Annotated in this window: 10 protein-coding genes and 1 tRNA gene; 7 read left to right on the top strand and 4 right to left on the bottom strand. The window is 72.8% G+C overall.

The genetic code is table 11. The annotated features are described in order from the left end of the window. Positions 1 to 76: 76 nt before the first annotated feature. The 3 genes from Q0R63_RS06415 to Q0R63_RS06405 form a co-directional block, all read right to left on the bottom strand. Positions 77 to 149, bottom strand: a tRNA-Arg gene (locus Q0R63_RS06415). Positions 150 to 400: 251 nt separating this feature from the next. Further along, entirely contained in the window at positions 401 to 844 is a 444-nt protein-coding gene (locus Q0R63_RS06410; protein WP_295695460.1) for a PA2169 family four-helix-bundle protein, read from the bottom strand. Between the two features lie 130 nt (positions 845 to 974). Next, the gene (locus Q0R63_RS06405; RefSeq protein ID WP_295695458.1) at positions 975 to 1,841 is read right to left on the bottom strand and encodes an aldo/keto reductase; all 867 of its coding nucleotides are present in this window, start codon (positions 1,839 to 1,841) and stop codon (positions 975 to 977) included. A 61-nt stretch (positions 1,842 to 1,902) separates the two neighbouring features. Between Q0R63_RS06405 and Q0R63_RS06400 the strand changes: the two genes are divergently transcribed. From Q0R63_RS06400 to Q0R63_RS06385, 4 genes are all read left to right on the top strand, one after another. After that, positions 1,903 to 2,376: a hypothetical protein gene (locus Q0R63_RS06400; protein ID WP_295695456.1), complete on the top strand. Its 474-nt coding sequence runs from the start codon at positions 1,903 to 1,905 to the stop codon at positions 2,374 to 2,376. Between the two features lie 57 nt (positions 2,377 to 2,433). After that, positions 2,434 to 2,712, top strand: a complete 279-nt coding sequence (locus tag Q0R63_RS06395) for a DUF3072 domain-containing protein (RefSeq protein ID WP_295695454.1) — start codon at positions 2,434 to 2,436, stop codon at positions 2,710 to 2,712. 125 nt (positions 2,713 to 2,837) lie between these two features. Continuing rightward, entirely contained in the window at positions 2,838 to 4,904 is a 2,067-nt protein-coding gene (locus Q0R63_RS06390; RefSeq protein WP_295695452.1) for an MMPL family transporter, read from the top strand. Positions 4,905 to 5,095: 191 nt separating this feature from the next. After that, positions 5,096 to 5,374, top strand: a complete 279-nt coding sequence (locus tag Q0R63_RS06385) for a hypothetical protein (protein ID WP_295695450.1) — start codon at positions 5,096 to 5,098, stop codon at positions 5,372 to 5,374. A 74-nt stretch (positions 5,375 to 5,448) separates the two neighbouring features. Here Q0R63_RS06385 and Q0R63_RS06380 read toward each other — a convergent pair whose 3' ends face one another. Further along, positions 5,449 to 6,579, bottom strand: coding sequence for a helix-turn-helix domain-containing protein (locus Q0R63_RS06380; protein ID WP_295695448.1), 1,131 nt, complete (start codon positions 6,577 to 6,579; stop codon positions 5,449 to 5,451). A 172-nt stretch (positions 6,580 to 6,751) separates the two neighbouring features. On the opposite strand from Q0R63_RS06380, the gene Q0R63_RS06375 reads away from it, so the two are divergent. The 3 genes from Q0R63_RS06375 to Q0R63_RS06365 all read left to right on the top strand — a co-directional run. Beyond that, positions 6,752 to 7,807: a ferredoxin reductase gene (locus tag Q0R63_RS06375; RefSeq protein WP_295695445.1), complete on the top strand. Its 1,056-nt coding sequence runs from the start codon at positions 6,752 to 6,754 to the stop codon at positions 7,805 to 7,807. Between the two features lie 108 nt (positions 7,808 to 7,915). Continuing rightward, positions 7,916 to 9,109 (top strand): acyl-CoA desaturase, encoded by a 1,194-nt coding sequence (locus Q0R63_RS06370; RefSeq protein ID WP_295695443.1) that lies wholly within the window; start codon positions 7,916 to 7,918, stop codon positions 9,107 to 9,109. Positions 9,110 to 9,217: 108 nt separating this feature from the next. Next, a partial coding sequence (locus Q0R63_RS06365) for a DNA helicase (protein ID WP_295695441.1) occupies positions 9,218 to 13,093 on the top strand: 3,876 nt, incomplete at its 3' end.

The following is a 13,093-nucleotide window of genomic DNA, read 5'->3' as shown; positions in this document are numbered from 1 at the left end:
CCCGGGTGGAGGCGAACTCAGCGCAGAGCACTCGTGAACGGGGCTCGTCAGGCCTGTGACCTGTGGAGACGTGGTGTGCCCCCGGGCAGAATTGAACTGCCGACACCCGCTTTAGGAGAGCGGTGCTCTATCCCCTGAGCTACGAGGGCGGGGTAGGACGGCCGCCACAGGCGGGCCTGTCCGTGGTGCGGGTTGAGCGTATCCGACGTCAAGGGCAGAAGGGGAACTCGCCTCCGTCGGCCAGACGAGGAAGGCGGAGTGCTGACCACAGCGGGCTGTGGTCAGCACTGCGCGCTGTCCCGCCGCGGGCGCCCCCGGCCGCGGCCGTCCCCGGCGCCGGGGCGGCATACCTGCTGGGGTGGCAGCTGCCACCGGCGCCGAGGCTGTCGAGCCAGGCGACTCAGCTGGCCTGCTGCAGGCCCTTCACCTCGTCGCGCGCCGCGACGATCTCGGCGTGCTGGCGCTGGACGACCGTGCGGAAGCCGTCACTGAGGTCTTCCTTGAGGGCCTTCTCGTACTCCGAGACGGTGTGGTCCTCGCCCTGCACGGCGGCGTCGAGCACGCCCGACGGCTTGTCACCGGTCAGGGCGTCCTTGAGCGTCAGCCAGCCGCGGTGCACCGTGGCGAGCGCGGACCCGCTGGCGTCGACGTCGTCGCCGTACTCGTGGCCCATCGCGACGATCTCCTGGGCGAACTTCGCCCGCTGCTGCTCGAAGCGGCGCATGGTCTCGGCCCACTCGGGCCGCTCGCCGTCGGCCAGCTTCTCCGCGGAGGCGGAGTAACCCTTCTGGCCGTCCTTCAGGGTCTGGACCAGGTCCTTGGCAGTGCTCTCGTCAGCGCTCATGTTGTCCTCTTTGTGGGGGCCACGATGTGTGGCTCGGTTGGTTCTTGACCTACCCGGCGTCGAGGTCGGCAAACCCCGGGCAAGCACCGGACCGGGGGAGTCGTCCCTCGGACCGCGGCATACCAGCGGGTCAGCCGGCTGCGTCGAGGCTGGCCAGCTCGTCCGCGCTCAGCTCGAGGTCGACCGCCTCGGCGGAGTCCTGCGCGGTCTCGGGACGCGACGATCCGGGGATCGGGATGACGACCGGTGATGTCGCGAGCATCCATGCGAGAGTAACGCGCTGGGGGCTGACGCCGTGCGCGTCGGCGACCTTCTGGAACGGCGCGTAGCTCGACCCGAGGTCGCTCGCCTTCGAGATGCCGCCGAGCGGCGACCATGGCAGGAACGCGATCCCTAGTTCGTCGCAGAGGTCGAGTTCGGCGCGCGAGCTGAGGAAGGCGGGAGAGTACTGGTTCTGCACGCTCACGAGCCGGCCGCCGAGGACCTCCTGCGCCTGCCGGATCTGGTCCACGCTCGCGTTGGAGATGCCGGCCATCCGGATCTTCCCCGCGTCGAGCAGGTCGCGGAGCGCGCCGACGGACTCGGCGTAGGGGACGGCCGGGTCGGGCCGGTGGAACTGGTAGAGCCCGATCGCCTCGACGCCGAGCCGCTTCAGCGACGCCTCGCAGGCGGTCACGAGGTAGTCCGGGGAGCCGTCCTGGGTCCAGGTGCCGGGCTCCGGTCGCAGGTGACCGCCCTTGGTGGCGACGAGGATGTCGGAGGTGTCACCGGCATACGACGCCAGCGCCTCGGCGATGAGCGACTCGTTGTGGCCGACCTCGTCCTCACCGCCGATGTGGTAGGCGTCGGCGGTGTCGATGAGGGTGACGGCGGCGTCGAGGGATGCGTGGATGGTCGCGACGGCGCGGGCGCGGTCGGGACGGCCCTCGATCGAGAGCGGCATCCCTCCGAGGCCGATCGCCGAGACGGACTGGGTGCCGATGGTGCGTGTCTTCATGACCCCTACCTACCCGGGTGGCCCGGCCTTGACACGGGCGGACCGACGTACCGTTGAGCCCATGCCCCTTCCGTGGACCGTCACCCTCGTCGCGGTGGTCGTCGTCGCGCTCGCCCTGCGAGTCGGGCTGCGGCAGCTGCCGGTGCGCGCCGCCAGCGCGATCGGCGTCGGACGGGCGGCCGCCCTGGCCGTCGGCGTCCTCGGGCTCGTGGCCCACTGCGGGGCGATGTTCTTCACCACCACGGCCCGTGCGGTGCCGGGGTCGGGCGGCTACATCGACGGGGTCAACGGCATGGGCCACACCAGCATGGTCCTGTATGCCGTGCCCGCCCTGCTCGTCGTCGCCGGCCTGTGGCGGGTGCCGCGACCGGTGCTGGCCGTGGTCGTCCTGCTCGTCGTCGTCGTCGGCGTGACGATGTATGACGGTGGTCCGCTCACCGTGCACCTCACCGCGATCCTGCTCGTCGTCACGACGCTCGCGGCGACGGTGGCGGCCCTGGTCGGGCGTGGGGACGGCCGTCGCGTCCGGGTGTGAGACATCGCGTGTGAGACATCGGTGTGAGAGAACGCCGCTCCGGGGTATCGGAGGCTCATGAGCAACGAGACCCCTGTCACCGCCACCCCCGAGACCACCATGACCGCGGAGGAGACCGAGCCCGAGACGCTCGGTGCCAGCGAGCCCACCGACGACCCCGCCCTCGAGAAGGACCCCGCCGACTGGGTCAGTGGAGGAGACCCGATCACGGAGGCGCAGAAGAGCTACCTCGACACCCTGGCTCGTCAGGCCGGTGAGGAGCTGCCCGCCGACATGACCAAGGCCGAGGCGTCGCAGCACATCGTCCGGCTGCGCGGGAAGAACGACCTCGACTGAGGTCGGCCCGTTCGACTGAGGTCGCCCTCGAGATGTGACGCGAAACCCTCCACAATCAAGTATCTTGATTATCAAGACACCTGAGGTCGTCCGAACTGGCACGGGCGGCATACGGAGGAGCGCTCATGGACGGCATGTCTCGCTGGATCGGCACCCTGACCACGGGGCGCTGGGGCGCCCGGCTGGTCGTCCTGGGCTTCCTGGTGGTCGTCGGCGCCGTCTTCGCCCTCAAGGTGACGGCGCCGATAGCCGACTCCGGCGCGTCGAACCTGCCCTCGTCCGTCGAGTCGGTCCGGGTCACCGCGCTGCAGAAGGGGCTGCCGAGCTCGCAGGTCAACCCCGCCCTCGTCGTCGTCGCCCGGGCCGACGCGGTGCTCACGCCGGCAGACCGGGCGGCCGTCGCCTCCCTCACCACCACCCTCAGCCCGTATGCCGCGTCGGGCCAGCGAGTCGTCACGATCCCGAGCCAGGACGGCCGGGCCCTGCTCGTCTCCGTGCCGTTGTCGAGCTCCCTCGCCAGCGACCGGCTCACCGCGACGGTCAAGGAGATGCGCGCGGTGATCGCCAGAGCCGGTCTGCCGCAGGGGCTGACGGCCGAGCTCACCGGTGGGCCGGGGATCGCGGCCGACATCGCGTCGTCCTTCGACGGTGCCAACGTCAAGCTGCTCGGCACGACCGCCGGCATCGTCGCGCTCCTGCTCCTGCTCACCTACCGCAGCCCCGTGCTGTGGATCGTCCCGCTGGCCGTCGTCGGCATCGCCGACCAGCTCGGCGCCCGGGTGACCGAGGCCATCGGCGCGCTGGCCGGGCTCTCGATCGACCCGGCCAGCACCGGCATCGCGAGCGTCCTCGTCTTCGGCGCGGGGACGAACTATGCGCTGCTCCTGATCGCGCGCTACCGCGAGACGCTTCGCCACGAGGAGGACCACCGGGTCGCCCTGCGGCTCGCGGTCGGCAGTGCCGGCGGAGCCGTCATCGGCAGCGCCACAACGGTCACGCTGTCACTGCTCACCCTGCTGCTCGCGACGAGCGGCAACCTGCGCACCATCGGGTGGACGAGCGCGGTCGGCGTGGTCGTCGTCCTTGTCAGCGTGCTGCTCGTCCTGCCGGCCGCCCTCGCGCTCTGCGGGCGGCGCCTCTTCTGGCCGTTCGTCCCCCGCGTCGGGAGCGAGGACCCGAGCCACCGCGGAGCGTGGGCGACCATTGCCGACAGGGTGACTCGTCGTCCGGCGGCCGTCAGCGGCATCGCCGTCGTGATCCTCCTCGTGCTCGCCTCCGGCATCGTCGGGGTGCGGGTCGGGCTCTCGCAGACCGAGCAGTTCCGCGTGCAGTCGTCGTCCTCCACCGGCCTCGAGACGATCGCGGCGCACTACCCCGCGGGCTCGTCGGCGCCGGCCCGGATCATCGCCGCGGCGGGCTCGGAGCAGGCGGTCGTCGCTGCGGCGGCGGCCACCCCCGGCGTCGCGTCGGCGCGGGCGAGCGACCGCGGGGCGGGGCTCGTGCAGGTCGACGCCGTGCTGAAGGACCTGCCGGGGAGCGAGGCGAGCTATGCGACGGTGCGGGCGCTGCGCGACTCCGTCCACGCGATCTCCGGGGCGGACGCCCTCGTCGGAGGGTCGGTCGCCGACACCCTCGACGCCAAGGACGCGGCGGTCCGCGACCAGGCGGTCATCGCGCCGATCATCCTGCTCGTGGTCCTTCTGATCCTCGTCGCGTTGCTGCGCTCCGTGGTCGCGCCGGTGCTGCTGATCCTCACCGTCGTGCTGAGCTGCGCGGCGGCGCTGGGGGCGGGGCACTGGTCGTTCACCCACGTCTTCGACTTCCCGGCGCTCGACACCAGCGTGCCGCTGCTCGCGTTCCTCTTCCTCGTGGCGCTCGGGGTGGACTACAACATCTTCCTCACCACCCGGGCGCGGCAGGAGGCGGCTCGGGCGGGCACCCGGCGGGGCATCCGGACGGCCGTCGCCGTCACCGGTGGCGTCATCACCAGCGCGGGAGTGCTGCTCGCGGCGGTGTTCACGGTCCTCGGGGTCCTGCCGCTGATCACACTGACCCAGATCGGCATCATCGTCGGGTTCGGCGTGCTGCTCGACACCCTGCTCGTGCGCACCGTGCTCGTGCCGGCCCTGGTCACCCTGCTGGGTCGCCGGGTCTGGTGGCCGTCGGAGCTCGGGCGCAGCGACGGGGCGTGACGGGCGCGCTTGCGTCCGCGGGAACGGCATACCGGTGTCGCGTCCGTGCGGACGTAACGTTTGCCCGCCCCGCAACGTCCGCGGGAACGGCATACCGGTGTCGCGTCCGTGCGGACGCAACGGCGGGTTGGGTTTAGTGGCGCGCGGGTTAGCCTCGGGGGAGGCAACGGGATGCGCGAGGAGGTGTGGCCATGACCTGGGGCGGGCTGGACGAGATCTTCAACCCCGGCGCGGCGCACTTCCGCGAGGAGATGGACCGCAAGCGGATCGAGGCGCGGATCCCCGGCAACGAGGGCGGGCCCAACACCGTCGACCTCGAGAAGGGCGTCGTGCGGATCACGGTCGTGCGCAAGCAGGATGCCGTGGCGGACGCGCCCCAGGACGCGGTGACGGAGACGCTGCAGGACGCGCCGGCCCCCACCCCTCAGGACGCCGTGCACTGGCCGGCCGCTCCGCAGGATGCGGTCTGAGCGGACTTCTCCTCGCTTGAGGAGTTGTCCGGGCCCGGCAGCCACCCACGCCACCTCACGCCACCCACGCCACCTCACGCCGTGCCCAACCCCTGCCGCGCCCGCAGCACGAGCTCCATCTCGAACCTGACCTGCGGGTCGTCGAGGTCCGCGCCGAAGAGCTCGCGCAGCTGAGCCACGCGGTAGCCCACCGTCTGCGGGTGGATGCGCAGCTCCTCCGCGATCGGCCCCCGCTGCCCCCAGTGCCGCAACCACGCGAGCAGCGTCTCGGTGAGCCGCTGCCGGGGTCCGGCCCGCAGCCCGTCCAGAGCCGCCAGTCGGCGAACTCCCAGGTCCACCAACGCTGCCGACTCCGCGCCGAGCACGATGTCCGCGAGGTGCTCCTCCACCCACAGCGGCAGCTCGTCGTCGCCGAACGCGGCCGGCGTCTCGTCCACGAGGACCGCCGTCGCGGTCACCGCGAGCCGCAGCGAGTCCGGCACGCGGCTCCACTCGCGCACCGGGCCGATGACCGCGCGCCGGCCGCGCAGGGCTCGTTCGAGCTCGCGCCGCTCCTTGCCCGTCGCGGGCGCGGCGGCGAGGACGACGGTGTCGGTGTCGCGGTCCACCGACAGGGCCCGACGCCCCAGCGCGAACCGGGCCGCGGGCGCCTCCCCGAGCGGCAGGAGAATCGCGACCAGGTGATGGGCCAGCGACCAGCCCGCGGCGCTCGCCGCCTGCTGCACGGCCACCTCGTCCGCCTGCCCGAGCAGCAGCAGCTCGAGGACCTCGGTGCGTCGCCGGTCGACCTCGCCCGCCCGCTCGGACTGCTCGAAAGCGAAACCCTCGGCGCTCGCGGCCGAGACCTCCTCGATGTAGGCGAGCACCGACTCGCCGATGGCGAGGAGCACCTCCGACCCGTAGTGCGCCTCCATCGCGGTCTGCGAGAACCGGCGCAGGGTCACCCGCGTCCCCGCCCGGTATGCCGCGAGGAGACTCTCGAGGGTCCGGCCCTGCCGCACCTCGCCGCTGCCGAGGGCGGCATACACGCCCCGGGCCTCGGCCGAGAGAGCCGGCCGGGAGGTGCCGGGCAGCGCGAGGAAGCTGGTCAGGGCGACCTCGGTGCCCCGGCGCACCGCGACCCCGAACCGGCCCTCGAGGGGCCGGGTATAGGCCGGGACGGTCTGGCGGATCGTGCCGATGATCTCCTCGACGAGGGACGGCAAGGTTGGCCTGAGCAACTTCGAGATTTCAGCCGGGAGGGCCAACCAGGGTTGCTCGGGGGACGCTGTGGCCACCCTGTCACCTCCCTGAACTAGCTCATCGAGATAGTTTCGTCCCTCACACTGTATGCCGGAGGTGGAGATCCGGAGGCCGTTCTGCTGCGAATATCGGTACATGGCCCGGTTCTCCCCCTTGACGCGCATGGCGCAGGTGTTCACGACACCCCACTCGCCCGAGGACTTCCTGCGCCTGGTGAACCCCCTCAGCAGCTCGCGCCAGCTGCGCGGCATCGTCACCGAGGTCATTCCGGAGACCGAGGACTCGGCCACCATCCGCTTCCACCCGGGACGTGGCTGGCACGCCCACGAGGCCGGCCAGTGGGCCCGCATCGGCGTCGAGATCGACGGCGTGCGGCAGTGGCGGTCCTACTCGCTCACCACCGCCGGCGGCGAGGACCCCGCTATCACGGTGACCGCGATCGGGGCAATCTCCGAAGCGCTGGTGCGCAACACCAAGCCCGGGGACGTCCTCTTCCTCGCGCCCCCGCAGGGCGACTTCGTCCTCCCCGAGCACCCGCGTCCGCTGCTGATGATCACCGCCGGCAGCGGCCTCACCCCGGTCATGTCGATGATCCGCACGCTGGTCCGCCGGCGCGCCGACGCCGACGTCCAGCTGCTGCACTCCTCCCGCACGCTCGACGGCTCGCTCTTCCGCGACGAGCTGCAGGAGCTCGCGGACCTCGACCACGGCCTCACGGTCAAGCACTGGATCACCAGCGAGCAGGGCCGCATCGACCTGTCCGGCACGAAGGATCTCGACGCCGCCGTGCCCGACTGGCGCGAGCGGGCGACCTACGTCTGCGGTCCCACCGAGATGATCAACGAGGCCGAGGCGCTGTGGAAGGCGGCCGCGCGCGAGCACCAGCTGGTCATCGAGCGCTTCGCCCCCGTCATCCTGCCCGGCGCCGGTGGCGCCGGCGGGCACGTGACCTTCGAGAAGTCCGACAAGGAGGTCGACGCCGACGGCGACACGACCCTCCTCGAGGCCGGCGAGGACGTCGGCGTCGTCATGCCCAGCGGCTGCCGGATGGGCATCTGCCAGTCGTGCCTCGTGCCCCTCGTCGCGGGCCAGGTGCGCGACCTGCGCACCGGCGAGGTCCACGGCGAAGAGGGCCAGCTCGTCCAGACCTGCGTCTCCACGGCCGCCGGCCCCGTCCACCTCGACGTCTGACCAGCACCCACCAGCACCCCCGCCAACACCCCCGAGCGCGCCGCCGCGCCGCCGGGACAACCACCTCACTCCGTTCGTTCTCCCAACGACAAGCGCAAGGAGCACCACATGACCGCCACCGCACAGCGGCTCGACGCGACCGTCCCGGACGCGAAGACGGCCACCCCCGCCCGACGCCGTCGGGCCATCCTCCCCACCGAGGGCCACCCGTCCGTGCGCCCGCCGGCCGCGGCCCACCTGAGCGACGAGCAGGTGGCCACCATGGCCGTCGAGCTCGACGCCATCCGTGACGGCATCCTCGCCAGCCGCGGGAGCCACGACGCGGCATACATCCGTCGGGTCATCAAGACCCAGCGCACCCTCGAGCTCGCCGGGCGCGCCAGCCTCGTCTTCGCCAGCTTCCCGCCGGCCTGGATCGCCGGGGTCGGCATGCTGTCGGTCGCCAAGATCATCGAGAACATGGAGATCGGGCACAACGTCCTGCACGGCCAGTGGGACTGGATGCGCGACCCCGACATCCACTCGACGACGTGGGAGTGGGACTTCGTCACGCCGGCCGCGTCGTGGAAGCACACGCACAACGACCTGCACCACGTGTGGACCAACGTCGTGGGCAAGGACCGCGACGTGGGCTACAACATCCTGCGGATCAGCGAAGACCAGGTGTGGCGGCCGTGGAACCTCGGCAACCCGCTCTACAACGCGCTCCTCGCGCCGATCTTCGAGTGGGGCATCGCGGTCTACGACCTCGAGCTCGACGAGGTTGCGGCGGGCAACAAGACCAAGACCGAGCTGCGCCGCGACCTCCGGGCGATGGGCAAGAAGGTCGCCCGCCAGTTCGGCAAGGACTACCTCGCGACGCCGCTCGTGGCGGCCCTCACCGGCTCGTTCGTCCCCGCCCTCGTCGGCACCCTGACGGCCAACGCGATCCGCAACGTCTGGGCGCACGCGGTGATCTTCTGCGGTCACTTCCCCGAGGGCGCGGACACCTTCACCGAGGACATGATCGACGGCGAGACCCGCGGCGACTGGTACGTCCGCCAGATGATCGGCTCGGCCAACATCTCAGGCAGCAAGGCCATCCACTTCATGACCGGCAACCTCTCGCACCAGATCGAGCACCACCTCTTCCCCGACCTGCCCTCGAACCGGTATGCCGAGGTCGCGCCGCAGGTGCGCGAGATCTGCTCGCGCTACGGCCTGCCCTACAACACCGGCCCGATGTGGAAGCAGGTCGGCTCCACGTGGGGCAAGATCTTCCGCCTCGCCCTGCCGCCGAAGGGCCACTTCGCGAAGGCCTGACAGCTGCATCTGCTCGAGCACTGACATCGCCGCCGGCGACCGAGACGAATCGGTCGCCGGCGGTGGCGTGGGGGCGGCGCCACTCGTGGGCGTATTGGTTAGCCTGCCATGGTGACCCCCGCCGCGCCTGAGACCGAGCCCGCGGGTCCCGCTGGTCCGCCTGCTCCCGGCGCCCCGGACCGGGCGGGCCGCGTCGCCGAGGCGGTGGCCGGCTGGCAGCGGGCCCTCGCCGACGTCGGCGGCCGCAACACCCTCCTCTGGTACCAGGACCTCCCGCTCGGCAGCCTCGACCTCACGACCGCCCACCCGAGCGGGGTGTCCAAGCTGCTGGCCGGCCGTCCGACGACGATCGCCGACCTCGTCCGGGAGCCCGCCGCGCTCGCCGAGGCCCGCCGCCGGGCGCGGGCCATCAGCGACGCGTGCGCGACCGTCCTCGAGCAGCGCGGCCTCCCGATCGGGTTCCTGGCCCTCGGGATGGCGACGTGGTCCGTGCCGTCGATGCCCGGGCCGCGGTCCCCCCAGGCCCCGGTGATGCTCCGGTCGGTGGTCCTGCGCCCCACCGGACCCGCGCGGGTGGACTTCGAGATCGACCTCAGCCTCGAGGTCGAGCTCAACCCCGTCCTCGCGCACTACCTGCGGCTCGAGGCGCAGGTCCCGGTCGACGAGGTCGTGCTCGGTGCGCTCGCCGACGGTAGCCACGGTTTCGATCCCTACCCCGTGTATGCCGAGCTGACCCGGCTCTGCGCCGACGTCCCGGACTTCTCGGTGTCGCCGCGGCTGGTCATCAGCACCTTCCCGCACAGCAAGCTCGACATGGTCGCCGACCTCGCGGCGCAGCAGGACCGGCTCCCCGGCTACGACGTCGTGGCCGCCCTCGCCGGCGACGCCGAGGCGCGGGCCCACCTGCGCCGGATCACCCCCGACCCGCCGAGCGACCCCGACCGCGACCCCGCCTCGGAGCGCCTCGTCCTCGACGCCGACTCGGGCCAGGGCGACGTGATCGACGCCGTCCGCCGGGGCGCGAACCTCGCGGTCGAGGCGCCGCCCGGGACCGGCGCCACCCAGACCGTCGCCAACCTCGTCGCCGCCCTCGTCGCCGACGGGCGCAGCGTGCTCCTCGTCTCGCCCGACCGGCGCGACCTCACCCAGGCTGTCGACCGGCTGGGGCAGGTCGGGCTCGCCGACCTCGTGCTCGACGCCACCTGGGCCGGCGTCGACCGGCGCGCGACGCTCCAGCAGGTCGTCGACACCTTCGAGGCCGTCGTCGAGCGCGACCGGTCGGTGCCACGCGACGCTTCTTCCTCCTCTCCCGGGTCGGCCGGCGGGCGGTCGCTTCTGACCGACTACCGCGACCGGCTGCGCGACCACGTCGCGGCCCTGCACGAGGTCCGCGACCCGTGGGGGGTCAGCGTGCACGAGGCGCAGTGGGCCATCGCCGAGCTCGGTGCCCGCCGACCGGTCCCCGCGTCGCGGGTGCGGTTGCAGGGCGCCGCCCTGCTGGCCCTGCCGCGGACCCGGCTCGACGAGCTCGCGCGCGACCTCACGGCCGCGGCGACGGCAGGGGCATGGTCCACCGACGACTCCGTGGACCCCTGGTATGCCGCGCACGTCGTCACCGAGGAGGACGCCGACCGCGCTCGCGAGATCGTCGTGCGTCTCTCCGGGGGCGGGCTCGACGCGGTGGTCTCGACCCTCGACGTCATCCTCGACGAGTCGTCGCTCCCGGCGGCGCGCACCGCCCTCGACTGGGGGTGTGCGCTGGCGACGATGGCCGGGGTGCGGGCCACCCTCGAGGTGTTCCGCCCCGAGATCTTCGACAACCCGCTGGACGAGCACGTCGCCGCGACGGCGAGCGGGGACGAGCGCCGGGGCGGCGGGACGGAGCTGGGCGCGTGGGCCCGATCGCGCGTCCGGAGCCAGGCGCGGCGGCTGCTCCGACCGGGCCGACCCCCCGACGACCTGCACGCCGAGCTCGTCGCGGCGAGGCGGCACCGGCAGGCCTGGCACGAGCTCGTCGGCGCCGGAGGACGCCCGGAGATCTCGCCCCGCCTCGAGGAGGCAGAGCGCACCTACGCCGCCCTGCGACGCGACCTCGAGTGGCTCGAGGCACGACTCGCGCCGACCGGCGCCGGTGGTGAGCTGCTGGCGCTGCCGCTGGCCGACCTCGCCGTCCGGCTCGACGGGCTCGCCGAGCGCGGCGACCGGCTCGCCATCCTGCCGCGGGTCACACCGATCATCGACGAGCTGAAGGCCGCGGGGATGGCCGCCGTGGTCGACGACTTCGCGCAGCGTTCGGTGCCCCCGAGCGAGGTGACCCCCGAGCTCGAGCTGATCTGGTGGGTCTCGCTCGTGCAGCACGTCACCCAGAGCGACACCCGTTACGGGCACCACGACGGTGCCCAGCTGCGTCGGGCCGTCGAGGACTACGTCGTCGCCGACCGGGCCCAGCTGGCCACGACGGCGGGAATCATCCGGGAGACGGTGGACCGGCGGGTCCGGACCGCCGTCGCCGCCCGTCCCGCGGCCGCCGCGGCGCTCCTCGCAGAGGTCGACGGCCCGGCCAGGCCGCGGTCGTTGCGCGTCCTGCTGGGGGAGTCGGCTGACTCCGCCGGCCTGCTGCTCGCCGCTCGGCCCTGCTGGGCGATGAGCCCGTTGGCCGTGGCCGAGGTCGTCCCCATCGGGCGGGTCTTCGACGTGGTCGTCATCGACGGGGCCGGTCGGCTCACCCCGACCGAGGCCGTGTCCGCGATTTCCCGGGGTCGTCAGGTGGTCGCCTTCGGGGATCCCGGTGGCCCTCCGCCGACGTCGTTCAGCACGGCCGTCGTGCCGGCCGGGTCTGGTGCTTCGGGCGGGTCGGGTGGCTCGGGCGGGTCGGGCGGGTCGGGCGGGTCGGGAGCGTCGGGAGCGTCGGGAGCGGGCGTCACCCGCTCGGTCTACGACCTGCTGGCGGAGGCGCTGCCCGTCCGGCGGCTGTCCTGGCACTACGCCGCTCGCGACGAGCGGCTGCTCGCGCAGGCCGACCACGCGGCATACGGCTCGAGGTGGGTGACCTTCCCCGGCACCGGGATCGCCTCGCCGGTGCGCGTCGAGCGGGTCGAGGGATCGGCCTTCGTCGCCGCCGGCACCGAGACCGCGATCGAGACGACCGAGGCCGAGGTCAGCCGGGTCGTGGAGCTCGTGCTCGAGCACGCCCGGACGCGGCCCGAGGAGTCGCTCGGTGTCGTCGCCGTCACCCGTGCCCATGCCGCCCGCATCCGGGAGGTCTTCGACGACGAGCTCCGGCACGCACCGGCCGAGGTCGTCGTCTTCTTCGATCCTGTTGCGACAGAACCGTTCTCGGTGCGCAGCATGGACGAGGTCCGGTCAGCGCGCTGGGACTCGGTGATCCTCACGGTGGGCTACGGCACCACTCCCCACGGGCGGGTGCTCCACCGCTTCCCCGACCTCGAGGTGCCCGGCGCCGACCGGTGGCTGCGCGCCGCGACGACCCGCGCGAGGTCGCACCTGACCGTCGTGACGAGCCTGCGGGCCGACCACCTCGACCCCGACCGCCTCCGCACCCCAGGTCCTGCGGCGCTGCAGACGCTCCTGCTCGACGTCGGTGCCGCGGCGGGCGAGGACTCGGGACGGCGGGCCCGCGACCCGATGATGGCCGACCTCGCCGCCCGCCTGCGCCGGGAGGGCCTCGACGTCTCCGAGGACGTCGGGACCAGCCGGCACACCCTCGACCTCGTCGTCCGCGACCCGCGCGTCCCCGGTCGACGGCTGGTCGCGGTCGAGGGCGACGGCGCCGGGTATGCCGCCATGCGGGGCACCCGCGAACGCGACCGCCTCTGGGCCGAGCACCTCGAGAGCCTGGGCTGGCGCTACGTGCGGATCTGGTCGACCGACCTCTACCGTGACCCGGCCCGCGAGGTCGCCCGCGTCGTCGCGGCGACCCGCCCGCGTGCCGTCGATCCCGCGCCAGTCGAGAGGGACGAGCCG

It is taken from the genome of Lapillicoccus sp., from assembly GCF_025353065.1.
GTDB lineage: Bacteria > Actinomycetota > Actinomycetes > Actinomycetales > Dermatophilaceae > Lapillicoccus.
Note: the sequence above shows the minus strand (reverse complement) of the source record. Positions and strands in the feature narration are given on the sequence as shown.